Origin of the sequence: Thalassoglobus sp. (assembly GCF_048270125.1) — a bacterium.
Taxonomy (GTDB): Bacteria; Planctomycetota; Planctomycetia; order Planctomycetales; family Planctomycetaceae; genus Thalassoglobus.
Window position 1 is genome coordinate 1 of the sequence record NZ_JBLWTN010000044.1, and the last position, 23,528, is coordinate 23,528.

Consider the following 23,528-nt stretch of genomic DNA (forward strand, 5'->3'; position numbering starts at 1 on the left):
TGTGCCCGTGAAGAACGCATTTCTCTAGTAAAAATGCTGTTCGCCACGAGGCAGAACCTGCATACCAATTCGAAAGATGCTCTATTCCTTAACTTCGATCAACTGCACCGCGTCGGCGTGTGCATTACCGCCGGCGTCCTTTGTCGCGACGGTAATGCTGATTGCCTCACCCGCTTTCAGGGTGACCTGTCCAAGGGAAATGAAGTCGTTTTCCAATGGGGCTGCCTTCTGCATGTTGACCCGATGAGTGGTTGACTTTCCGTTGGCTGTCAGAGTTACAGGAACTCTGCTTCCCCGATTCTCGTGTGGAAGGTAAGCCACCCGGACATCATAAGTTCCAGACTTTTTCACTTCGGGAGAAAAAGTCACAGTGGAATCTCCATTGGGGCTGGCGTAGATGTAACCGTATCCAACGTAACCTTTGAGTCCTTGTCCTTCGGTCCATTTCCCGGTCTTTTTGGCTTCGCGATCATCGACAATAATCCCCGGCAGCTGGGCTGGATCAAGACCGGAGGGGGGGCCGCCAGGACCAGCCAGTGGAAGAGAATCCGCAGGGATCGTGAATTCTGCATCGATGTTTGCACGGTACGCTTTCCCCGGCAGCTTCAGTAAATCATCCATTTCAGGCCAGTAACGCTCGTAAACGTCTCTTGGGAAACAGTTTCGAGCAACGCAGACGGAAGCTGCTTTGCCGACGACTTCACCCATCATCCCGCAGGTTTTCATAACGCGAACTGTCCCGAGTGCTTCGTGAGTCACACTGATGCACCGGCCTGCCATAAACAGATTGTCGATGTTTCGCGAATAAAAACAGCGATACGGGACTGGATACCCGAATGAGCGATCTACGCCTGTTCCGTGGACGGCAACAGAGATGAATGGGTTGTCTGGGTATTTCTTCGCATATTGTTGCTTCGGGTAGTGCAAATCGATCGACCAGGTACTCGGGACACAGCCATCTTTGAATTCACGTTTGGCGACGATATCTTCTTCCGTCAAAATTACATCGCCCATCAAACGTCGTGATTCTCTCGGCCCGCCGATGTATGCAATCCAGGTCAGGTAAGCTGTCTCATGTTTGCTGGCTCCGTCACGATTTTTCATCGCATTGAATGCTCCGTAAACGGCACGCAGATTCCAATCCCGAATCCCTTCAGCATCACCGATGGCGTCTTTATCGAAGCCACTTTCCCAGAACCATTGCCCATGATGATCGCGAGGATAAGGGAAGTCTTTCATTTCCAAATCGAGAGCCCAAGGAGTTTCTGGAAACTCGACCTTCTGTTCACCTTCACCCCAGGCCCACATGTTACTCATCCCCATGCGGCCACCTTCATTCATCTCCCAATCTGCCTTGGCGAGATACCCAATTGTTCCATGCCCGGTCGCATCACAAAAGAGAGTCCCTTCAAACTTCGTATGCTCGCTGGTACGGGTGTCGAAGGAATACACGGCGGTAATGTGAGCCCCTTTGGTATCGACCTGATAAGCATGATTGTTCAGGAACAGGTCGATGTTCTTCTCGGCCCGGACGATCGCTTCCTTCTTTGCATCTTCAAACTCTTCGTACGTCCCCGGTGACTTCTTTGCACTGTCGGAGAACTCTTCAACAATTTCCCCGATGCGTGGATACTTTCCGCGACGGATGTTGCCCATCGCCCAGACACGAACTTCGCTTGAACCGTTTCCACCGAGGACAGGACGATTTTGAATCAAAGCAACTTTGCAACCAGCACGGGCCGCTGAGATCGCTGCCCCCATTCCCGAATATCCTCCACCGACCACAACAAGATCGTAACCTGATTTCAGCGTCGGTTTCTCGGAGAGTCCAAGCAGATCACGTCTCCAACCGGGAAGGATTGCTCCCTCATTTGGCGGTGGATTCTCTCCTTGAGTGAAGTAAATGGCATCGCAGCGACCATTGAAACCTGTCAAATCATGGAGGCTGATTTTGTTCTGCCCCGCCTTCAACTCGACAGTTCCGCCATCCTGCCAGAACCATTCAGCGCTCTCGGTTCCAAATGTTGCCTTGAGAGGATTTCCATTCACCAAGACTTGAAAACGGCCGGGGGTCCCTTTGGCGTTCCAGCGGGCCACCCAATCTTTAGTTCGTACAAAAACTCGGTACGTTCCCGCATCAGCGACATCAATCGATGTCGAGGCATCTTCAACCGGACGCCCTAATCCATGTGCCAGCAGATATGGCGACCCCATTTCAGTGATGAACTGAGTGTCTAGTTTCCAGCGTCCATGGTTCTCGAAGCTTTCTGCTTCAACAAGGATGTCTGCTGCTGAACTACAAGTGGTGAACGAACAACAAACGATGAGAACGAAAGAAAATCTCTTCGACATGAATTGCCTCGCGAGGTAGTGATGGAGAACCGATCAGTATAACGAATCTCCGAGCGAGGTCTCAAACATGGAGAGTTCTCAATGAACAGAAGCGGATTACTCGGGACAATCACTCACTTTTCAGAGATTCTGAGCGAGAGCCTCGACTTACGAAAATCTCCGGCTGCAGTTGTCTGATTCAGCAATACTGCGGTTTCGCTCGCCTCCAGGTCCGGGACTTTGATGTTGACACCCTGTAGAGTGCTGATTTGCTCAGCAGATGTGGCGAGGGAATCATGTGCTTTCTTCAACTCTTCCTCGGTCGGAAGTGTCGTCGAAAGTGACATACTCCAGATATCTAACGTTGCCTGATAAAGCGATTCTTCCAGTCCGGAACGGTCTGTCTTCAGTCCGAGTTCTGTCACAGTGTTACCAAACAGCTGGTTTTGCTCTTTGGAGTAATTGCTCCAAAGCTGTGGGCCGAATTTGTCCTGCTGAATGTTGAGAGTCCGATCAAAACTTTTGACGAGCCGATCAAGTAATCGGGATTCTTCCGTTCCCAGAATCGGAACCAACAGGTTGGTTGTGACGGCGAGAAGGGCCACGAGCGCCGTCAAGAGAAGTGCTGCACTGCCCAAAATCAATTTCGGACGGCGTTTCATTCGATCAAGCGAAGTCTCACCTGAAATTTCGCGAATCTTGGCTTCTGCGTCATCGACAATTGGCATGACCTGCTCAATCAACATCTCCTCAAGGATCACTCGCAGGTCAGAAGAGGGTTCAGCGATGAATGTTTGTCCAGTCTCCGAAACTTCTTTTTCAAGAGCAAAAAAAGCTCCGATCATCTCTGAACCGAAGTAACGCTCCTGGCTGAGGTCCAGGACGAGGTTTTGAATCGACGGATGCCGCAGCAACTCACGAGTCCGCACCAGTTCTGCATGGAAAACTTTTCGGTCGATCCCAAGTAGCGTCCGAGATGGTGTAACGACAAGCGTATTTCCACGGATCTTGCACAGAAGAATGGTGTGCTGAGAGACTCGAGGGTCGATTTTTGAACGAATTTTCATGCCACAATGCCCGCGGTGAAAAGTGTTGCAATTTTGCGAATCACTTCATCTACGCTGATAATGCAAAAATCTTGAGCAGAAATCAATTATTGTTTGAAATTTTCCTCGATGACTGGAGCTGACCGGAATTGTGAATCGTCGTTTACGTAGGGGATGCTCCCACATATAATCGCAGACTGATGCAGTCACCAATTGACGTAGCAGATAATTGAGACAGTCATCCGGGCTGGTTTCGTGAAACTGACTTCCGGAACCACTGACAATGATTTCTCCAGGCAGGGAAACTGAATGTTTCAGATGTACTGTTCATCGAGAAGAATTCTTTTATGGAGCCCCAACTCCGTGATGCTGGGCTGCGTATTGCTGCTCTCAAGTTCATGTTCAACGCTGTTTGCCGAGGAAGTGAAGCTGGTCGACTTCGGTCGTGAGATTCGACCAATTCTTTCAAACCATTGTTTTCAATGTCATGGTTCAGATGAAGGAACTCGTGAAGCAGATATGCGGTTGGATCTCCGCGAGGCGGCGATTGAAGCGGGAGCGATCAACCTTGATGAGCTTTCTGAAAGTGAATTGCTCCAGCGCATCAAGAGCCATGACGACTCCACAAAGATGCCCCCGGCAGAAGTGAACAAGCCACTGACCCCGCAGCAAATCTCAACACTCGAACTGTGGATCAAGCAGGGGGCGGAATATGGAGATCACTGGGCATTCGAGAGAATCGAAAAACCAGCGATCCCGGAAACGTCAGAAGACACCTGGTGCCGCAATGAAATTGATGCCTTCATTCTGCGGAAACTACAGAGTGCAAATTTGAAGCACTCGCCCGAAGCGAATCGCGAAACGCTGATCCGCAGACTCTATCAAGATTTGCTGGGACTTCTGCCTGATCCCACAGAGGTTACAGCCTTCGTGAATGACAAGTCGCCTCAGGCATATCAAAAACTTGTTGATCGCTTACTGGCGAGTCCGCACTACGGCGAACGCTGGGGACGACACTGGCTCGATCAGGCACGCTATGCTGATTCTCATGGCCATACGATTGATGGTCCTCGTGTCATGTGGCCTTATCGTGATTGGGTCATCAACGCGATCAATGACGACATGCCATTTGATCAATTCACCATCGAACAAATCGCAGGTGACTTGCTCCCGAACGCAACAAAATCCCAACAGGTCGCTACTGCTTTTCATCGAAACACGATGATCAATCAGGAAGGGGGGGTGAAGCCTGACGAATACCGGAATGAAGCTCTCATCGACCGGACCAACACAACCGGAGCTGTCTGGCTGGGACTGACGGTCGGCTGCACGCAATGTCATTCACACAAATTTGATCCCATCTCACATGATGAATACTACAGCTTATACGCCTTCTTCAACGACGCTGCCGACTCGAATAACACCGGCCCGACGGTCGATGTGTATGAAGAGGAAATGTTCGGTTGGAGCGATGAGCAAAATCAGCAACTCGCTGAACTGAAGAAGTTGCAGAAATCGATCGTCGATCTGGAGAAGCAAACCAAAGATGAAACCGGCCTCGAGAAGGTCGAATGGGACTGGGTGAAACCACAACTGGTCAAGCATGAAACCGAAAGTGGCGTCCCGTTGAGTCTCCTCGACGAGGGATCGTTTTTAGTGAAAGAGAAACCTGCCCCGAACGAAACGTTCAAGGTCACGTTAGGACCACCAGACTCCAAGGGGAACGGCGAGAACAACATCACAGCGATTCGATTGCGGGTCTTGCCGCATGATACGCTCCCTTCGAATGGTCCGGGGTACGCCTCGAACGGAAATTTTGTGCTCACCGACTTCTCGATTTTCGTAGACGGGGAAGCACAGCCACTCGATCGAGCCTGGGCTGATCACAGCCAACCGAAGTTCGACGTCTCAGGAGCTATCGACAACGATGTGAAATCTGGTTGGGCAATCAATGTCGACTCGGCACAAGCGAAAGCTGGCAAGAAAATGAATGCCCCGCACGAAGCGGTCTTCACATTTTTAAAACCGGTGAACTTACAAGATGCCGCCATCGAAGTCGTCATGAAACATGCATCGAACTCAAACTATCTCGTCGGACATTTTGCCTTCGATGTCACTTCAACACCTGTTCCAGGGGCTGAGGATCAGTCAGAACTCAAAGCAGAGCTTGCCGCAGCGAAAAAGCAGGCAGCCAAATTAGAGTCTCTGTTACCGGGACAAGGCAAACCGGTCAAACAGATGGTGATCAAGCAACAGACAAAAATTCCTGCAACGTACCGACTCGTCCGAGGAGATTTTCTTGACCCCGACGAAGAAGGAGGGGCTCTCTCCCCAACGGTTCCAGCGTCGCTGATCACCGGACAGGAAAAACCTGAATTCAAAAGCCGTCTCGATCTCGCGCATTGGCTCGTCTCGCGAGACAATCCTCTGACGGCAAGAGTGACTGTCAATCGCGTCTGGGCAAAGTATTTCGGTCGTGGACTTGTCGAAACCGAAAACGATTTCGGGTTTCAAGGTACTCAACCGACTCACCCTGAATTGCTTGACTGGTTGTCTGTCAGCTTGATGGAGAATGAATGGTCGATGAAGGAATTACATCGATTGATCGTCAGCTCCGCGACCTATCGGCAGACGAGCGATTTCAGAACGGAGTACACCGAGAAAGATCCCGGAAATTATTTGCTCGCCCGGCAGTCTCGATTCCGTGTCGAAGCGGAAATTGTCCGTGACCAGGCACTCTCTGCCAGCGGCTTACTCACCCCAGATCTTGGGGGACCGAGTGTCTATCCACCACAACCGGATGGAGTCTACAACTTCACTCAAAGCAAGAAGAGCTGGCCTACAGAAACCGGAGCCGACCGCTACCGACGGACGATGTACACAATGTTCTACCGCAGCGCTCCGTATCCGCTGCTTTCAACTTTTGACACTCCTGATTTCAGCACAACCTGTACACGACGTGTTCGCTCCAACACCCCTCTGCAATCCTTGACGATGGCGAACGATGTCGTCTTTCAGGAATTTGCAGCTGGTCTCGCCAAACGCGTCGCCAATGATGCATCAATCAAATCCCTGAACGATCAGTTGCGGCAACTCTTTCGGTTCACACTTACCCGCACTCCAAACCCTGACGAACTTGATGTCCTAAGTCACTTTTACCACCGTGAACTGGAACGATTTCAGGCGACTCCCAAGTCAGCCGAAGAATATGTTCAGACGGAGGCCGAAGGAACGGACCGTCTGCAACTTGCCGCCCTCACCAGCCTCGCCCGCGTTCTGTTGAACACGGATGAATTCATGACTCGTAACTGAGTCAACATTTTGCCTTTCGCGTGAATTCGCTTTCACAACACTCTGAACAAACTCCCGTCATTAAAGCCAACAATTACGATTTCGGGAGTCTGTGACGAAGGCGTTTTCAGTGAGCGACAAAGAGCTGAGCAACATGAAAAACGAACGAGATCAACTCCATCAGTTACAGCAACTGGCATCCCGTCGACAGTTCTTGGAACAGTCCGGATTGACACTTGGAAGTATTGCGCTGGCGAATTTACTTTCCGAAGAAAGCAGAGCTGCGACAATCGATCAGCCGATGGCAGTCCGTGATGGTCACTTCCCTGCGAAGATCAAGAACGTGATTTTCATGTTCATGGCAGGCGGCCCGAGCCAACTCGAGCTGTTTGAACCTAAGCCGATGCTCAACAAATTCCATGGCAAGCTTCCACCAGAATCTCTGACAAAAGGGCGACGCTTCGCCTTTCTTAAGCCCGACACAAAACTTCTCGGCTGCGAGCGATCGTTTCAGAAGTATGGCGAATCGGGGATGGATCTCAGCGAACTTCTGCCGCACCACCAAAGCATTGTTGATGAAGTTTGCTGGCTGCGCGGAGTTCGTACAGATGTCTTCAACCACGGTCCCGCGAAGCTGTTTATGAACTGTGGTTTTCAGGCGCCTGGACGTCCAAGCCTCGGAGCCTGGGCAACTTATGGACTCGGAAGTGAATCACAAAACCTGCCCGGGTTTGTTGTGCTTCAATCGGGACCTCGCGGCCCCCGTGCCGGAAACACGCTCTGGTCAAGTGGATTCCTGCCCACAAGTTATCAAGGTGTTCCTTTTCGCAGTTCCGGTAGTCCGATCCTTAATCTCGACAACCCGCCCGGAATCACCCGTGAGGCACAAGCCGACTTCACCAGCACTGTCGGTCAATTGAATCAGCTGCGGATGAGCGCAACTTCCGACCCGGAAATAGCCACTCGCATTAACGCTTACGAAACCGCATTCGCAATGCAGTCCTCTGCTCCAGAACTGATGGAAGTCGAGCAGGAATCCAAAGCGACGCTCGATCAATACGGCATCGAAGCTGGCAAGCCTTCCTTCGGGAAGAACTGTTTATTGGCGCGCCGGCTGGTTGAACGGGGTGTCCGCTTTGTTCAGCTCTACCACACCGATTGGGACCACCACGGAGGAAAAGGAGCCGATCTTCGCGATGCCATGCAAAAGATCTGTAAACAAGTTGATCAGGCAGCCGCTGCGCTTGTCTTGGATTTGAAAGCCCGTGGACTCCTTGACGAAACGCTCGTCATCTGGGGAGGGGAATTCGGTCGCACGCCGATGGGTGAAGTCCGCGAATCAATCGGGCGAGATCACCACATCGATGCCTTCACCATGTGGATGGCGGGCGGAGGACTCAAACCGGGACACATACATGGCTCGACCGACGATCTCGGCTTCGGGGTCGACACCGGCGAAGTCCACGTCCACGACCTGCACGCCACAATCCTGCACCTCCTGGGTCTGGATCACAAACGGCTCACCTACCGCTTCCAGGGCCGAGATTTCCGCTTGACTGATGTGCATGGGAACGTAGTGAAAGAAATTCTCGCGTGACCAGAACACTTTCGTGTTTCTTATGTCCGCGAATTGAGCGTCTTGTCAGGTGATTAGCTGTGCGCCACGAGGCAGATCCTGCAAACCAATTCGAAAGATGCTCTGGAAAGCAGCCTGCTCCGGACTTCCCAAAATGTGTGCTTGTGCAGGAAGAATTAAAGCCCCGTAATCACCGGCAAGCGTTGTGGCAGGACCTCTACAGTCACTGGTTGATCGCTGCGAGTATCGCCATCCGCCGTCAGCGTTAATGGAGGAGAGGACTTGATGGAGACCGAATGGCATTTGCGGTACACAATGTTCTCGTTGGTCAGGTAGTCGCTCAAGGTATACTGAGTCACCAGGCCCGCGACCGCCACTGGAGTGCAGTCAAGCACGAGGATCACATCGATCAATCCATCATTGATTTTTGCATCAGGAGCGACTGGCAACCCGCCCCCTGTCACACTTCCATTTGCCAGAAACAAATTCAAGACCCGAAAGCTTTCGCTGGCTAAGTCATCGAATTGCAACTCGACATCGAAGACCTGCAAATTCGCTGCGAGATCGATCGCACCTCGTAAGTAGACGAGCGGCCCCCAGAATTTTTTCATCTCATCTGTAATCCAATCTGAATAGAGTCCAGTGTTCCCGGCAGTCGCCATATTCAGATAGTGAAAAGTTTCCGCCTCCGAGCGAACTTCAATCACGTCGATCATCGTCGGTTCATGTTGCTCGATGAATGAAAAGGCCTCAACCGGGTTCCAGGGAATCCGTGCGTTGCGAGAAAAGTCGTTGCCGGTCCCCAGTGGAAGCACTCCCAAAGGAATGTTCTGGTCCGACGCGAGCAAGCCCTCCATCACTGTATTGACAGTCCCATCTCCACCCGCAGCGACAATGACCCGCGCATCTTCCTGTGAGATTTTGGATGCGTATTCTCGAGCATGATCTGATGATTCTGATTCAATCACCACGACATCTGAACGTGAATTCAACATCTCCAGAAGTTCGGCATATTTCTCTGCCTGACTGGCATGACTGTTCCAGATCACATGAATCAATCGCTTCATCTTTATCTCTCTACCAGTTCCAAAGCATTTTCAATACTTGCTCTGCCCGTGAAGATCTCTCACCACGTTGTGGTACATGAAAACGAATTTTGGATTTGATCACTTTACCTCTCCCTGAAATGTCAACGTCATCCGATAAATGACAACAACTTCAGAAACACTGTTCGTATTCTCCGACTCACTGATTAACTCGCAGTTGAGATAGAGTGAACGACTTGTGAAAGTGATTCCAGCATGTTTTCCAGTTGAGACTTTTCACTGATCGCTGATCGTATTTGAATTGATGCTTCACCACTTCGGATTCCCAAATTCGCTTCTGGATGAAGTTTGACCAAATTCAGCAAAACCTCCCGGCAGTGAGGGGAGAGACACCGCTGTGCTGCTTGAGGATCTTCGCTGGTGACAACGAGATTTTGATCGAATAGCTCATCGTCTTCGAATGAGACCCGATGGGCTTCCAGCGAACGTTGTAACTCTCCCACAAATCCAGTAGCTGAGTGGATTTGAATATCTGAGGGCAACTTTAAATCGTCAAAAGTCATCACCAGTCGAACCTCTTCGACAGCCATGATTCCGGTGTCGGAACTGTCAGGAGGGATCAGTAAAACAAATGGATGTCCTGAATAATTCCCTGAGACACGTGGACCTTCCTCCGTCATTTCGTAGCGACAATGGTGCTTCCGGGCGAAAGATTTCCAGACATCCTCTCTGCGTTTCTTGAGGAAATACGTGAGCAGAGCCAGCCCTGCGACCAGGATCAACAACCCTCCCCACACAATGACGGTTGTATTTGCTGCTAAGCTCTGACTTATCATGTTTTCCTGACTCCACACTGTCAATTCCTCTCTCAGCCTGGCATAAAATCGACCAGCCAGACTACTCATACGACTCAAGAGAAATTGAACGTCCAGTCTCTTTCTTGAGGGAACAGGACAATACTGGGCATCTCGCTGACCACCAGCATCATCCGATTGTTCACTATGAAATAGATTAGTGCAAAAACCGAGCCGAAACCTATCTGGCAGCCATTGCAGCTCACAGGGCATTCTGATTTCGTCATGCAGAGAATGAGCTACTGATCGGGTGCTGCTGGAGTCTCTGGTTTCTGTGGGAGTCGATGCTCTTTGAAAAACTTGATGATCAGCGGTGGAGCCTCGCTGGGGTATTTGTGGGCTCCGGGATGAATGTAGGTGACGACAGGAGTTTTAATTTTTGAAGTGTACAGTGTTCCGTACGGCGACCATTCCTTCCCTGTCGGTTCGCATTCATTGAGTTTTCTCAGGCCGTTCATGGTCGCCTGTTGCCAAGAATATTTCACAAGGTTGTCTTTCTCTCCAGCCAGGTGCATGACCGGCTTGGGAGTGAGAGAATTTCGAACCTGACCGGCAGCCGCTGCGCTGGGGGCCATCGCAGCGAAGATGTCTCCTCGCTCGGCCCAAAGCAAATATGTGAAAGCCCCTCCATTGGAGTGACCGGTGGAATAGATGCGGGATTTATCGACCGAGAACTTTTCTTCAATTTGAGCGAGCACCTTGTCGAAGAATTTCAAATCGCGATCTTCTTCAGATCCAGCACCGTGCTGCCATCCGTTTCGTTTTCCCTCCGGGTCAGTCAGTTTTCCGGGAGTCGGAATCCCCTGCATATACACAACAATCGCATCGGGCCAGTGGACATGCAGCTTGAACGATCGAGCTGCATTTCGAGCCGTCCCGCCATGTCCGTGAAAACCGAAAACGACTGGTCGCGGAGTCTCTTTTTCTTCAGGAATGTGCAGCAGATATTCCCGGTCCAGGTCATCAACTTTGATGTCAAATTTTCTTAGTGCAGGCTCACCAAAAACGCGTCGCTGCGCCGCACTGGTTGAAGAGAATTGAAGTATGACCACCATCACAAACAGAGTCGGGAACAGCTTCATGGGAGTAGACCTTCATGATGGCACAGTGGACATTTTCATCACGTTGCAATTTATCACAATCTAATTCATCACAATGAAGTGGATGTGAGTAATACGGACGTGAGTCACTTCACTTATGATTTGTACATCGATGCAACGTAGTCCCCATATCCGTTGTACTTCACTGTGGGGAATCGTTCCCGACTTCCGAGCATCCATTCAGTCGCCTGACTCCAGCGAGGATGTGGAACTTCCGGGTCGACGTTCGCTTCGAAGCCGTATTCGTGCGGCATGAGTGTATTCCAGAAAGTCGCTGGCTGTTTATCGGTCAGTTCGATTTTGACAATCGACTTAATGCTCTTGAATCCGTACTTCCAGGGAGCCACCAATCGAACCGGGGCTCCATGCTGTTTCGGAAGCGGAGCTCCATAGATTCCGGTTGCCAGCAACATCAGCGGATTCATCGCTTCTTCAATGGTGACTCCTTCTGAATAAGCCCATGGATATTCGTCGTGTTGTTGCATGGGAGCAACTTTTGGATCCATAAACGTCACGAGACGAACATATTTCGCAGAAGCGAGCGGCTCAACTTTGGCAAGCAGATCACTGAACGGAAATCCTGTCCAGGGAACACACATTGACCACGTCTCCACACAGCGATGGCGATACGCACGTTCTTCGAGTGTGAACTCTTTATAGATGTCATCCAGGTCGAACGTTTTTGGATTTTTACACAACCCTGTGACCGAAACTTTCCAAGGTGTGGGCTCGAAGTCTTCGACGTATCGGAACACCTCTTTGGATGTCGAAAATTCATAGAAGTTGGTGTACTGAGCTGCATCTTTGCGAACCGATTCGGCGCGCCCATACTCGAATTTTTCATTTCTCGGGAAGGGGTAATTCTGTTTCCCTTCTTCGACTTCGCCAGCTGCATCGATTTCTTCAAGGGTTGCTTTCTTGCAACCGAGCATTGAAGCGGACAATCCAGCTCCTGCGATCACTCCAATTGATTTCAGAAACTCCCGGCGAGCAGTTTTGTTGGAATAGATCGACTGGTCCGTAATTTGATTCTGTGGAAGATCCCAAGGACGCCGTACGAAGTAATTCATTCCCAGTTCCTGATCGGCTATGAGCTTATTTGAAAAAGATTTACGTATCTGTCTCGTGAAGAGCAGTCTATCTCGTTAAGTCGCCAGTTTGGCGTTTGCAGTCGCTCACTGGATTATAAGTCGCTTCGCCTGACAGGCCAACATGAGCTTTCCGATTGCCTGCTTGTGCCACAAAATTGGTGACTGCAACAGGAAAAGAGGACAAACCTTGCGGGAATTTCACACAACACCAAGAAATGATGCAGCAGCCTGTTCAAATCGAAAGAACTCGAAGGGGAGGGGAACTCATTCGATCTCAATCTTCCTCAATCCTGATTGCTCATTCTGCGGATCAGTTCCAGAACGATGGCACGGAATCGTGGTTCAGACGACGAGGCGACATGGACGACATGTTCCCCATCCGCGATCGTCAGAGCGTCTGGATTGCAGAGATTCGTGATCGTTGCCAATCCACAAACCCGCATTCCCAGCTCTGTTGCGACTTCGACTTCAGGCACTGTCGACATGCCAATTGCATCGGCAAGCATGCGATAGAATCGCATTTCTGAGCGAGTTTCATAGTTGGGACCGGTGACCGAAATGTAAGTTCCAACGCTCAAGCGAAGATTCAGCTTCCGTCCCAGTTCTAAAACCATGCTTTTCATCTGTTCATCGTAACGGCCTGCGACTGTTCGTCGACGTTCGCAGCAGCGATCTCTTTTTGGTGAAAAGAGAAAGTCGACCTGATCGTCGATGAGCATGATGTCACCCGCCTCGAATCGAGGAGAAAGACCGCCGGCAGCACATGAAACAATCAGATTTTTCACACCAAGGTGTTTGAGCACATGAACCGGAAACGTGATCTGATCTCGCGAGACTCCCTCGTAGCAGTGCGAACGCCCTCGAAGTGCGATGACTGGAGTTGAGTCCACATAACCGCAAACCAGTTCTCCAGCGTGTCCGATGGAGGTCGATGACCGGAAGCCAGCCAATTCGGAATATGGAATCAAAGCATCAACAGACATCCCGTCCACAAACGTCCCCAGTCCCGTACCGAGGATCACTGCAAACTCCGGCGTTGCCGTCCAACGACCACGGATTTGATCGATGGATTCCCGGAGATCCGCCGAATTGTCCAGATCAGGAGTCAATGGAGAACTTGCTTGAAATCAGATGCAGTTGATGAGAATGGATCAAGCATATTAGCTGGTTGAGCCAGAATCACCTATTGTATGTTCGATAGAAAATTGAATCTCAAGCACTTCACCGCTTCGAATCATTCTCGTGTGAGCCATTTATGTCTGCATCTTTGTCTGCATCATTGATTGTGCGATTGCTCCTGTTGATCACTTTGATAAACGTCACCTCGCACGTGAATGCAGAACCTCCTGACATCGAGACACTCACGAAATCGCAAGACAAACGACTAAAACAGCAGATCGAAGCACTTACAACACAAATCAAAGAAACTCCCGACATCGTTGGACTCTATTCGCAGCGGGGTGATGCCTACTTTTATTCTGGTGAGTTTAATGAAGCGGTCGCTGACTACAGCAAAATGGTCGAGTTGAATCCCCAAAGTGACGTCTCTCACTGGCGAAGGGGGATTGCCTATTTTTACGCAAATCAATATGACATGGCAGCTGGACAATTTGACCGTTATCACTCCTTTGACAATGTCGACCGCGAAAACGGAATCTGGCGATACTTGTCACACTACAAATCAAAGGGAGCTGATGCGGCACGAAAAGAGTTGCTCAAATACGACAAAGACGATCGCGAGCCATTTGGAGACGTCTATCAGCTCTTTTCTGGAACTCTGACCGGAAAACAGATTCTGGAAAAAATTGAGTCAGCTGAGATCACTGAGAATGAACGGGAAAAGCGGATGTTTTATGCTTCTTTGTATGTCGGCCTGTACGACGCCGTCGAAGGACGCTCGGACTCTGCCAGAAAGAATTTAACTCGAGCCGCCCAGAACACCTGGGCCCCCAAAGCGGGCTATGGACCTCACTACATGTGGCAAGTTGCTCGCTTGCATGCATTGGGACTTTCGTCAAACAAATAGGCGCCAAACTTGAGAACGAGGACAGTTTCGTGTTTCTTCTGTCCGTGAAGGGTGCTTTTCATCTGCTGAGTCACTCATATCCACGAGACTGGTTACGAACGGACATCTTTTTCAAAAAGCTTTAGCTCGGCTCAATTCGAAATCAGCAAATGCTGATGCGACTTTCAATTCCATGGATGATCTGAATACTCGACAATCGAGCATTTCTCGATTTGACCTCATCGTACTGCCCACCCTCTTACTGGTGCTGGCCGTGATTTGTGTCTTCACGATTGATGAGACGGTCGCACGCCACTTCTCGCATTCCAGGTTGCAGGGAGAGCTCAAGAAATTCGTCAACACAGCTGAGCACTTCGGAACACCTTACGGACAATTTCTGGTTCTCTTCTGTTTCTCAGTCGCGAATGCTTGCCAGGACCGACGGGTGTATCGCATTTTCATTGGAACATCTGCGGCAGGTTTAGCTGCGAATGTTGTGAAACTCTTCATTGGCAGAACTCGCCCGCGCGAGTTTGACTTCAGCCAGCACGGCATCTTCGAGAGCTTCACAGGGCTGTTTCCGTTTCACTCTGGTGGATCAGCCATCGAAAGCTTCCCTTCGGCTCATACCGCGTCCGCATTCGGATTTGCTGCTTTGCTGACGTGGGCTTTTCCGAAAGGTAAGTCAGCATTTCTCTCTCTCGCCTTTCTGGTGGCCCTTCAACGCGTCTCGAATTCTTCGCACTACCCGAGTGATGTATTGACTGGAGCCGCCCTAGGCTGGCTGATTGGGCTTTCCTTTATTGGAGACAACTGGGGGACACGAAAGTTTCAGAAGTTTGAAAACGCCCTCCGTGAAACCTGCGATCCTGCCAAACCAGAGACATCTCAAACCTCCTGAGTGGAATAAAATCCCCCACTTGGAAAAGAGGAGCGAGTGTCAAAACGGACAAAAACCGAGTTCGTTTCCAGCAGTTGCCCACGAAATCAACCTAAGCAGCAAACTCCTCTCGTATTCCCCATTATGAACCGGTAAACTGACCGGGTCTTGACGATTCAGAGACTCGGAAATTCGTTTGCACTCGCAGAACGCTGCCTGTTTATTTGCTCGATCAACCGGGTTGCTCGATTCATATCGGAATCGTTCTTCAAGGGTCCTCGCGTCGATAAGTTGGTGATAACTGCTGGAAAACGACGGGACAACTCTGTTGGTTTCACAGGTCCGATTTGGCCCTGTTCATAACCACCTGCTATGTCGACACTTCAGTCACAGGGTTCAGACAGGATGTGAACCGGTTTTCGACGCTTTTTTCTTGTGTCCGAATTGAATTAAACGCCTATTTTTCATAGACTTGCGTTCTACGAAATGAAGTTATCAACTGCTCAATCTTCTCTTTGATAATACTGCTGATAATCTTTAAATATGATTCTTTTCTAAGAGTCATTTTCGAAGCCACTTGTTAGAAACTGAATCAAGACAATGAAGCTGACCTGCTCTCGAAACGTACTCTCCTCTGCTTTCCAGATTGTCGGGAGTGTTGTACCAACGCGAACTCCGAAGGAAATCCTTCGCAATGTCAAACTGACTTTGACAGAGGGCCGAGCGACGCTCCTCGGAACTGATCAGGAAGTCGGGATCCGCTATGAAATTCCAGACGTCGAGACAGACTCCGTCGGTGAAGTCCTGCTTCCAACGCAACGTGTGAATGCGATTCTGCGAGAAGTTCAGGATGACCAGATTAGTCTCGAAGTGAACGAAGACGCACTCTGGATTCGCAGCAGCCAAAGTGAATTCCGTTTGAGCGTCGAAGATGCTGCCGAGTTCCCCAGTGTGGCGAGCTTTGAAGATGAGGATTACTACCTCATCGGTGGGAAGTCTTTGAAGCAGGCCATTCAACGAACCATCTTTGCGACAGACGTCGAGAGTACCCGCTACGCCTTAGGTGGAGTCTTGATGGAAGTTGATGCCGAGAAGCTCACGCTGGCCGCGACAGACAGCCGTAGGCTGGCTGTGTGCCACACAACCTGCAAGGCGCACGGGAATGTCTCCGAAGAGATTGGCCAACCGGTGATTCCTGCTAAGGCGATGTCGCTCATCGAACGGTCTATCGACAACGATGACGAGGACGTCAAAATTGCAATCCATCAAAATGAGATCCTCGTACAGAGTGGACAATCGACGATCTACGCTCGTCTGGTCGAAGGCCGCTTCCCACGATACCAGGATGTGATTCCGGGTGAATACACTTCAAAAATTGATCTCGTCGTGGGCCCGTTCCTCTCAGCTGTACGTCAGGCCATGATCGTTACAAACGAAGAAAGTCGCGGTGTCGATTTCGGGTTTGATGACGGAACGCTGACTTTGACAAGTGTTGGTCAGGATGTCGGATCATCAAAAATTGCGCTACCAATCAGCTACGATGGCGAAGCTGTCATTGTGACCTTTGATCCGAAGTATGTTCAGGAATTCCTGCGTGTCCTCGATTCAGCTGGACCAGTCTCTCTCAACCTGGTCGATGGCAATAGTGCCGCGGTTTTCAAAGCGGATGAAAACTACACTTACGTCGTCATGCCGTTGTCACGGGATGATTAGATTGATGCCGAAGAGCTCATTTGCGGAGTCGAAACATGAGCCGACCTCCGAAGTATCGCGGAAGTCCTTACGGTGCTAAGGATCCTGAAAATCTCGATAACATCCTCTCCGAACTTTTTCATTTGCGGGGTTACAACCGTTTCAAGGCAAATGAACAATTGCAGGAGATGTGGGACCAGGTCGCTGAAGAGTTTTCTCATGCAGCTATGAAGGTGAAGGGAATCAAAAATGGTGTTCTTGAAATTACCCTGAGTAATTCAGCTCTCCTCTATCAATTGGATAGTTTTTATAAGAGTGAATTTCTCCACACAATTCAGACGGAATATAAGCATCTCAAAGTACGTGAGATCAAGTTTCGTCTAAAAGGGAATCTGAATAAGTAGATGCCATGAATTGGCATTGATAACTGGGATGTTACGAATGAGTGCAGAGAACGAAAAGAAGCCACAAGATTACAACTCAGATTCCATTCAACACCTGGAAGGGATCGAAGGGATTCGCCACCGGCCTGCGATGTATATTGGAGGAACCGATCTCTCCGGATTGCATCACCTCGTCTATGAAGTGACCGACAATGTTCTCGACGAATACTCGAACGGATATGCCACAACCGCGAGTGTGACGATCAATGGAGATGGATCGATCACCGTTGCCGACGATGGACGTGGAATTCCAATCGATATGATGAAGGACACCGGAAAAACCGCTCTCGAAGTTGTTTTCACGGAGATCCATTCCGGAGGAAAATTCGATCGGAAAGCTTATGCGGTCGGGACTGGTGGGCTTCACGGTGTCGGAATCACTGCAGTCAATGCCTGCTCAGAATGGCTGGAAGTCGAAGTCAGTCGAGATGGATTTGTCTATCGGATGGAATTCGGCAAAGGTCGAGTGACCTCCGGACTGGTCAAAGGGGGAGCGACCGATCAAACCGGAACAAAGGTGACCTTCAAGCCAGATGCAGGGATCTTTCCCAACACAACGTTCAGCTACGATGTGATTCACAAACGGTTGCAGGACTGCGCCTTCCTGAATGCTGGGGTCCGCATCTTTATCTCAGATAAAAGAACCGGTCAGTCAGACACCTTTCATTACGAGGATGGACTTGCTGAGTTTGTGAAGTGGATCAATCGTACAGAAACCGTGATTCACAATGATGTGATTCGAGTCGTCGGACAAGTCGACGCCGTCGTGGTCGATATCGCATTGCAATGGAACGATGGCTATTCCGAAAGTATTCGCTGCTTTGCAAACGGAATCTCCAACTCTGAAGGAGGAACACATTTCTCCGGATTCAAAACGGCACTGACGCGGACGCTGAACAACTACGGGAAAAAGAATAACCTCTTCAAGGATATGACTCCCGCTGGAGACGATTTCCGAGAAGGCTTGGCCGGCGTCATCACCGTTCGAATTCCGAATCCGCAGTTTGAAGCTCAAACGAAAATTAAGCTCACAAATCCAGAAGTCGAGGGAGCTGTCAACTCGGTCGTGGGAGATGTGCTCAATAAATACCTGGAAGAGAACCCAGCAATCGCCAAGTTGATTTGTCAGAAATCACTGCGTGCTGCAGAGGCTCGAGAAGCTGCGAAAAAAGCTCGTGATATGGCCCGCAGCCAAACGAAAACCGGCTCGGGCGGACTCCCGGAGAAACTGCGAGATTGCCGAAAGCATGACCTGAATTTATCTGAATTGTACCTGGTGGAAGGAGACTCGGCCGGTGGGTCTGCTGATACGGGACGAGACTCCGAGTATCAGGCGATTCTGCCGTTGCGAGGAAAAATTCTGAATGTCGAAAAGGCACAACTTCTCAAGGTTTTGGCAAACACTGAGGTGACAGCCATCTTCAAAGCGATTGGAATCACTCCACTCGCTGAAGAGCAGGACATTGCCAAACGTCGCTACGGTAAAATCATTCTCATGACGGATGCCGACGTCGACGGTTCACACATTCGCACGCTGCTGCTGACATTCATATTCCGACACATGCGGGAACTTGTGAAGCAAGGCTGCGTTTACGTTGCTCAGCCGCCGCTGTATCGAGTCATCCAGAAAGGCAAACGGAACCAGAAACCTCGCTACGTGCAAACACACGAAGAGATGATGACGGAGTTGTTGGACATTGGATTGGAAGACTCCAAGCTGATACTCAATCCGAGAAGGAATCTTCTTAAAACTCCCAATCAACTGGAGGGTGGCAATTACCCGGAACCGACTGGTGAACCACGCGAGTTCTCAACAGAGCAACTGACTCAACTCGCTGGACCACTCAGTAAAATTGAAGAGGCTCTCGAAGCTTTAGAGCGACGCGGAGTCTCGCTGCGACGACTGGCGATGAATTATGCAACAGAAGAAGGTTTGTTGCCGAGATACCGCGTGACGCTCAACGCGGAAGATCACTGGTTCTTCACCAAGACTGAGATGGAAGCGTACCTCCAGGATCAGGAGGAAGCTCAAGGTCGGGCGATGAAAGTCGCAGATCAAGAGTTGGAAGTTGGCGACAATGTCGAAGGGGAGCCAGCACCAGAAGATGAATCATTAACGCTGAACGTTCTTGATCTCTTCGAAGTTCGCACAATCAATTCCGTCCTGCAAACTCTGAAAGAAGAGTACGAAATCTCTCTGAATGACTTCCTTGACCCACCTCCGCGAAATGTCGAGAAAGTCTTCCCTTATGAAATCATCAATAAGGACATTCAAAAACCACTTCAGAATCTGCGAGCGGTCATCCCGACATTGCGGGACATCGGCGGACGCGGAATGCAGCGGACTCGCTTCAAAGGTCTGGGCGAAATGAACCCGGATGAACTCTTTGAGACAGCTATGGATCCGGAGACCCGTATTCTGATGCAGGTCACACTCGATGATGCCGCAGCCGCTGAAGAGATTTTTCGCGTTCTCATGGGAGACCACGTCGAGCCTCGCCGTGAGTTCATCGAGAAGCACGCCCTGGATGTGAAAGACCTCGACGTTTAGAACAGCCTGTTCTACCGTGTGTCCGTGAAGACCAGAATTTGATTGACTTTAAGATCAACGCATAAAAAATCCCCCGGTAAGAAGCATAATTCTTACCGGGGGTTTTTTGTTTCGAAGTTATTTCGCCAACGGTGTGAGCGTGGCGGACATCATTCGACCGCTTTCCATGCGTGGGAACTGCTCGACGGTAGAAACGTCAGAGAGCATTTCGATCACGTTGTTCAGGAGTTCCCGACCGAGATCGTGGTGAGCATTTTCACGACCGCGGAACATGACATTGATTTTGACTTTGTCACGTCGTTCCAGAAATTTGCGTGCTGAGTCAACTTTGACTTTCACGTCGTGCTCACCGATTTTGGCTCTTAAACGAATTTGTTTGAGCTGTGTTCGGTGTTGTTTGGGGCCAGCTGATTTCTTCTTTTTCTCGTATCGGACTTTACTGTAGTCCATGATCCGACAAACAGGTGGGTCGGCATTGTCACCAACCATCACGAGGTCCATGCCCCCTTCTTCTGCCAATTCAAGAGCTTTGGCAGTTTCCATTTCTCCTAGCATTTCTCCTTCGGAATCGACTACCCGGACATTTGGAACCCGGATGTCTTCGTTCATTCTCGGGCCAGTGTTTTGTGGCTTCGAGATGGATTGAGGTCGTCTGATTGGATGTCTCCTTCTGAAACAAGTGAAAACTAAGCGTGACTAATTTCTGTCACTGAAAATGCAAATCGTATCGTCTACTGGCAATACGCATAAACACAGGAAAAATTCGAATGAATTCGAAAATTACGACAAATTTGGGTCTCAATTCAATCGGGATATCTATCGAGAAACACCGAAGAGGTTTCGCGACAGTTCGTCTCACTGAAACTATTTCGTCGTCTCTACCGACGAATGTGACTTTTTTGGCGCAAATAGTCAATACATCCGGGTTGTTTGGTACGTCACACGGCAGCATCTGCCTCTAGTAAATCAAAGATGTTCGGGGCTTTGGGGAGGCTCATTCCTGGCTCACGGCGGTTTTCACGCTCGTTTGCTTCATTCACACTGATGGCTCGTCCACAAAGTGAAGCCCCATTCATTCGGGCAATCGCCTCTTCGGCATCTTCCATGTTCGGCATCCGGACAAATGCAAATCCACGCGATTTACCTGTTGTACGGTCAGTCATCATCTGTACTGCGGAAACATACCCATAATTTTCAAAAGCTGATCGAAGATCAGAATCAGTTGCTTCGTATGATAAGTTTCCAACGAAAATACTCGTCATTTCATTACTCCAATAAAAAATATGTCTCACGAGGAGATTGGCCGGCGAAAAGAAATCCGACCTCAGCTAAGACAGCTGATTAATTTCCTGGGTCGCTGAATTTGTCAGTGCAACAGGAAAAGAATTTGAAGTGCAACGCTGCACTTTCACGAAACAGATACAAATTCAAGGCGATTTGAAGGCCATGGATCGACTGAACTTGCGATACGGTAAGAGTTGACAAAGCTTTGAACTGGACCTTCCCTGGCTGGCGGAAGGAGATTTCAAAGATTGTGATGGTTTTAAAAGCACAAAAACCGATCAACAGCTACGCTTGCCAAACTCAGCCCAGCAAACATCAATTAAGATTGATAATAGAACATATTCTTTGATCGACTGACTGACTAGGGGAATTTACGCGAAAGCGGCCAGAATTGGGAAAAAAGGAGACAATAGTTCACGATTTGGACCGAAATGGCCTGATTTCAGTCCCATTCGGGTTCTGGAGAGCCAGCTTCCGTTTCAAAAGCAACGGATCATGAAAGGCATGGAAAGAAAACCGTCACCTCTCAAAATTATACGTCTTTTTCCGAAACAGCAAATGGAGAATCGTCCCACCGTTACCATTTTACATCGACGATATCGACCGCTCTGGTCTCTCACGTGAGCATTGCCCCTTGGAGAGCAGGGCTTCCACGCAAGTTCATTCGGAACGCAGGATTTTTTCCATCTTCCGCCCTTTGGCTAATTCGTCCACTAGCTTGTCGAGATATCTGACTTTTTGGGTCAGTGGATTCTCGATCTCTTCTACCCGGTGGCCGCAGATGACACCCGTAATCAGGTGAGAATTGGGGTTCAATTTCGCTTGGGAAAAGAACTGTTCAAAAGTCACGTTGTCCTTGATGAATTTCTGCAGCTTCTTTTCGTCGAAACCCGTTAACCAATCAATCACCTGATGCAATTCTTGTTTGGTCCGGCCCTTTTTTTCAACCTTTGCCAGGAGGTGTGGGTACACGAAAGCAAACGTCATGTTCGCGATCCGTTCATCCTGGTCATATTTACGGTTCATAATGAGACGCTTCCCCGGATGTGTATATGCTCTATGGGCTGAAGTATCGGTTGGGCAGGGCAGAGAGACAAATCACTGATCTGTAGTCATCTCAATGATAGCAGGCAGCGTGGTCTTGGCGGGTGGCACGACCCAGAGTGTAGCGAAGCGGAAGGATGGGCGTGGCGAGCTCAAGCGCTCCGTCGCAACTAGTTTCGCAGTTTGACAAATCAAAGTTCACGAATCCATACTACCCTGCCGAAGTATGGAAAACTCCACCGAACTTCGGCGGTCGAATACCTGTTAGCCGGGACAATAGAACGCTGGGTGGCCCGACCGGGACGGTTGGGGGCCGTAGGCACAGGATGCTCTACCGTTCGCTTTCGATATTCAATTGACGGCAAAGTCATCGTCAGCTTCCAAACCTGGAGGCCAACGAATCAGCAGACCAACCGTACGGTTTTCAACATACCATCGTGCTGAACTCCATTGCCAATCAGTCACTCGTTCCACCAAGCCAGCTTTCACCGGATTCATGTGCATGTATTCCAGTTTTTCCTCAACCTTGGAACGTGACCAAATGTTGAATCCGTAATACCGTGGCTGCCATACCGAATCAGCTTCTTTGAAATTTGACCAATAGTTTGGAAAACGTTCAGGCAAAACTTTCTTCAGAGTTTTTGAGGTTGTTTCCTTCCACTTGTTCATGAACTTACTGAGCTGTTGAATATCAGGAAACCAGATGAGTGCATGGACATGGTCAGCCATGATCACAAACCCCAGACAGAGTCCTTGGTGTTTTGCCAAACAGCTTCCCAAGCCACCGATCACAATTCTTTTGGCTTGATCGTGTTGCAAATGCTGTCGTCGTTTGAAACACGAAAAAGTGACAAAGTGAATATGTTTTTCGTTATCATAAACTCTTCGCTTGACCATTTCAGCGAGCCTTCGTTTTGGTTGAAAACCGACTTCAAAAAAAAGCTCATGATGATTCCATCTTGTCGCTAAAGCGACCCAGCCGAACAAGTCGGTCGGGCCATCCCGCCGAAGCAGACGCGGGCTCCCAGCGCTCGCTGGTACGCAGGAGAAAAAAACGTCCCGCTTCAAATGGATAGAACATTACCAATGGTGGAAGAATGAGAGTCAACACGAAATTCGCCACGCCCATCCTTACGCTCCGCTCCAGTCTGAGCGTGCCACCCAACGCCGTTCATTAAATGGTGAGTTGTTTGAATCCAAGTTGTTTGGCTCTTTGGACTTCGTTCTTTTTGGGGGCGCGGATTTTAGGTGGTTTGGGAGGTGTCTCGGTCTTTTTCCTGGGCCATATTCGAGT

The 23,528-nt window shown here is 49.7% G+C and carries 18 protein-coding genes; 7 read left to right on the forward strand and 11 right to left on the reverse strand.

Going from position 1 to position 23,528, the window contains the following annotated elements; all coding sequences use genetic code 11:
* Nucleotides 1-81: 81 nt before the first annotated feature.
* Together ACN0YR_RS24205 and ACN0YR_RS24210 are read right to left on the reverse strand one after the other, a co-directional pair.
* Complete coding sequence (locus ACN0YR_RS24205) at nucleotides 82-2,352, reverse strand: FAD-dependent oxidoreductase (RefSeq protein WP_417851787.1); 2,271 nt, start codon at nucleotides 2,350-2,352, stop codon at nucleotides 82-84.
* Between the two features lie 113 nt (nucleotides 2,353-2,465).
* Nucleotides 2,466-3,398, reverse strand: a complete 933-nt coding sequence (locus tag ACN0YR_RS24210) for a hypothetical protein (protein ID WP_417851788.1) — start codon at nucleotides 3,396-3,398, stop codon at nucleotides 2,466-2,468.
* 345 nt (nucleotides 3,399-3,743) lie between these two features.
* Between ACN0YR_RS24210 and ACN0YR_RS24215 the strand changes: the two genes are divergently transcribed.
* Both ACN0YR_RS24215 and ACN0YR_RS24220 read left to right on the forward strand, forming a co-directional pair.
* Complete coding sequence (locus ACN0YR_RS24215) at nucleotides 3,744-6,689, forward strand: PSD1 and planctomycete cytochrome C domain-containing protein (protein ID WP_417851803.1); 2,946 nt, start codon at nucleotides 3,744-3,746, stop codon at nucleotides 6,687-6,689.
* Between the two features lie 133 nt (nucleotides 6,690-6,822).
* Complete coding sequence (locus tag ACN0YR_RS24220) at nucleotides 6,823-8,265, forward strand: DUF1501 domain-containing protein (RefSeq protein ID WP_417851789.1); 1,443 nt, start codon at nucleotides 6,823-6,825, stop codon at nucleotides 8,263-8,265.
* 155 nt (nucleotides 8,266-8,420) lie between these two features.
* On the opposite strand, the gene ACN0YR_RS24225 is transcribed toward ACN0YR_RS24220, so the two are convergent.
* The 5 genes from ACN0YR_RS24225 to ACN0YR_RS24245 form a co-directional block, all read right to left on the reverse strand.
* Complete coding sequence (locus ACN0YR_RS24225; RefSeq protein WP_417851790.1) at nucleotides 8,421-9,311, reverse strand: diacylglycerol/lipid kinase family protein; 891 nt, start codon at nucleotides 9,309-9,311, stop codon at nucleotides 8,421-8,423.
* 185 nt (nucleotides 9,312-9,496) lie between these two features.
* Complete coding sequence (locus tag ACN0YR_RS24230) at nucleotides 9,497-10,126, reverse strand: hypothetical protein (RefSeq protein ID WP_417851791.1); 630 nt, start codon at nucleotides 10,124-10,126, stop codon at nucleotides 9,497-9,499.
* A gap of 257 nt (nucleotides 10,127-10,383) precedes the next feature.
* Nucleotides 10,384-11,226, reverse strand: a complete 843-nt coding sequence (locus ACN0YR_RS24235) for an alpha/beta hydrolase family esterase (RefSeq protein WP_417851792.1) — start codon at nucleotides 11,224-11,226, stop codon at nucleotides 10,384-10,386.
* Nucleotides 11,227-11,339: 113 nt separating this feature from the next.
* A complete protein-coding gene (msrP, locus tag ACN0YR_RS24240; protein ID WP_417851793.1) occupies nucleotides 11,340-12,314 on the reverse strand; it encodes a protein-methionine-sulfoxide reductase catalytic subunit MsrP in 975 nt (324 codons plus the stop codon).
* Between the two features lie 305 nt (nucleotides 12,315-12,619).
* Nucleotides 12,620-13,444, reverse strand: a complete 825-nt coding sequence (locus tag ACN0YR_RS24245; RefSeq protein ID WP_417851794.1) for a purine-nucleoside phosphorylase — start codon at nucleotides 13,442-13,444, stop codon at nucleotides 12,620-12,622.
* A 146-nt stretch (nucleotides 13,445-13,590) separates the two neighbouring features.
* On the opposite strand from ACN0YR_RS24245, the gene ACN0YR_RS24250 reads away from it, so the two are divergent.
* The 5 genes from ACN0YR_RS24250 to ACN0YR_RS24270 all read left to right on the forward strand — a co-directional run bounded on the left by ACN0YR_RS24250 (nucleotide 13,591) and on the right by ACN0YR_RS24270 (nucleotide 19,906).
* Nucleotides 13,591-14,361, forward strand: a complete 771-nt coding sequence (locus ACN0YR_RS24250) for a tetratricopeptide repeat protein (RefSeq protein ID WP_417851795.1) — start codon at nucleotides 13,591-13,593, stop codon at nucleotides 14,359-14,361.
* Between the two features lie 172 nt (nucleotides 14,362-14,533).
* Nucleotides 14,534-15,241, forward strand: coding sequence for a phosphatase PAP2 family protein (locus ACN0YR_RS24255; protein WP_417851796.1), 708 nt, complete (start codon nucleotides 14,534-14,536; stop codon nucleotides 15,239-15,241).
* 579 nt (nucleotides 15,242-15,820) lie between these two features.
* Nucleotides 15,821-16,933, forward strand: a complete 1,113-nt coding sequence (dnaN, locus tag ACN0YR_RS24260) for a DNA polymerase III subunit beta (RefSeq protein WP_417851797.1) — start codon at nucleotides 15,821-15,823, stop codon at nucleotides 16,931-16,933.
* Nucleotides 16,934-16,968: 35 nt separating this feature from the next.
* A complete protein-coding gene (locus tag ACN0YR_RS24265; protein WP_417851798.1) occupies nucleotides 16,969-17,316 on the forward strand; it encodes a DciA family protein in 348 nt (115 codons plus the stop codon).
* Between the two features lie 37 nt (nucleotides 17,317-17,353).
* Nucleotides 17,354-19,906, forward strand: a complete 2,553-nt coding sequence (locus ACN0YR_RS24270) for a DNA gyrase subunit B (protein ID WP_417851799.1) — start codon at nucleotides 17,354-17,356, stop codon at nucleotides 19,904-19,906.
* Nucleotides 19,907-20,023: 117 nt separating this feature from the next.
* Here the strand turns inward: ACN0YR_RS24270 and infC are convergent, their stop codons facing one another.
* The 4 genes from infC to ACN0YR_RS24290 all read right to left on the reverse strand — a co-directional run bounded on the left by infC (nucleotide 20,024) and on the right by ACN0YR_RS24290 (nucleotide 23,131).
* A complete protein-coding gene (gene infC / locus ACN0YR_RS24275) occupies nucleotides 20,024-20,515 on the reverse strand; it encodes a translation initiation factor IF-3 (protein WP_145204553.1) in 492 nt (163 codons plus the stop codon).
* Nucleotides 20,516-20,844: 329 nt separating this feature from the next.
* A complete protein-coding gene (locus ACN0YR_RS24280; protein WP_417851800.1) occupies nucleotides 20,845-21,168 on the reverse strand; it encodes an RNA recognition motif domain-containing protein in 324 nt (107 codons plus the stop codon).
* A gap of 682 nt (nucleotides 21,169-21,850) precedes the next feature.
* On the reverse strand, nucleotides 21,851-22,177 hold the full coding sequence (locus ACN0YR_RS24285) for a DUF2200 domain-containing protein (protein WP_417851801.1): 327 nt from the start codon (nucleotides 22,175-22,177) through the stop codon (nucleotides 21,851-21,853).
* A gap of 408 nt (nucleotides 22,178-22,585) precedes the next feature.
* Nucleotides 22,586-23,131 (reverse strand): REP-associated tyrosine transposase, encoded by a 546-nt coding sequence (locus ACN0YR_RS24290; RefSeq protein ID WP_417851802.1) that lies wholly within the window; start codon nucleotides 23,129-23,131, stop codon nucleotides 22,586-22,588.
* Nucleotides 23,132-23,528: the final 397 nt, after the last annotated feature.

Bases quoted from the DNA above. Each gene is read 5' to 3' on its own strand.
- ACN0YR_RS24205 (WP_417851787.1), bottom strand. From the start codon at position 2,352: ATGTCGAAGAGATTTTCTTTCGTTCTCATCGTTTGTTGTTCGTTCACC.
- ACN0YR_RS24210 (WP_417851788.1), bottom strand. From the start codon at position 3,398: ATGAAAATTCGTTCAAAAATCGACCCTCGAGTCTCTCAGCACACCATT.
- ACN0YR_RS24215 (WP_417851803.1), top strand. From the start codon at position 3,744: ATGCTGGGCTGCGTATTGCTGCTCTCAAGTTCATGTTCAACGCTGTTT.
- ACN0YR_RS24220 (WP_417851789.1), top strand. From the start codon at position 6,823: ATGAAAAACGAACGAGATCAACTCCATCAGTTACAGCAACTGGCATCC.
- ACN0YR_RS24225 (WP_417851790.1), bottom strand. From the start codon at position 9,311: ATGAAGCGATTGATTCATGTGATCTGGAACAGTCATGCCAGTCAGGCA.
- ACN0YR_RS24230 (WP_417851791.1), bottom strand. From the start codon at position 10,126: ATGATAAGTCAGAGCTTAGCAGCAAATACAACCGTCATTGTGTGGGGA.
- ACN0YR_RS24235 (WP_417851792.1), bottom strand. From the start codon at position 11,226: ATGAAGCTGTTCCCGACTCTGTTTGTGATGGTGGTCATACTTCAATTC.
- msrP (WP_417851793.1), bottom strand. From the start codon at position 12,314: ATGAATTACTTCGTACGGCGTCCTTGGGATCTTCCACAGAATCAAATT.
- ACN0YR_RS24250 (WP_417851795.1), top strand. From the start codon at position 13,591: ATGTCTGCATCTTTGTCTGCATCATTGATTGTGCGATTGCTCCTGTTG.
- ACN0YR_RS24255 (WP_417851796.1), top strand. From the start codon at position 14,534: ATGGATGATCTGAATACTCGACAATCGAGCATTTCTCGATTTGACCTC.
- dnaN (WP_417851797.1), top strand. From the start codon at position 15,821: ATGAAGCTGACCTGCTCTCGAAACGTACTCTCCTCTGCTTTCCAGATT.
- ACN0YR_RS24265 (WP_417851798.1), top strand. From the start codon at position 16,969: ATGAGCCGACCTCCGAAGTATCGCGGAAGTCCTTACGGTGCTAAGGAT.
- ACN0YR_RS24270 (WP_417851799.1), top strand. From the start codon at position 17,354: ATGAGTGCAGAGAACGAAAAGAAGCCACAAGATTACAACTCAGATTCC.
- infC (WP_145204553.1), bottom strand. From the start codon at position 20,515: ATGAACGAAGACATCCGGGTTCCAAATGTCCGGGTAGTCGATTCCGAA.
- ACN0YR_RS24280 (WP_417851800.1), bottom strand. From the start codon at position 21,168: ATGACGAGTATTTTCGTTGGAAACTTATCATACGAAGCAACTGATTCT.
- ACN0YR_RS24285 (WP_417851801.1), bottom strand. From the start codon at position 22,177: ATGACGTTTGCTTTCGTGTACCCACACCTCCTGGCAAAGGTTGAAAAA.
- ACN0YR_RS24290 (WP_417851802.1), bottom strand. From the start codon at position 23,131: ATGGTCAAGCGAAGAGTTTATGATAACGAAAAACATATTCACTTTGTC.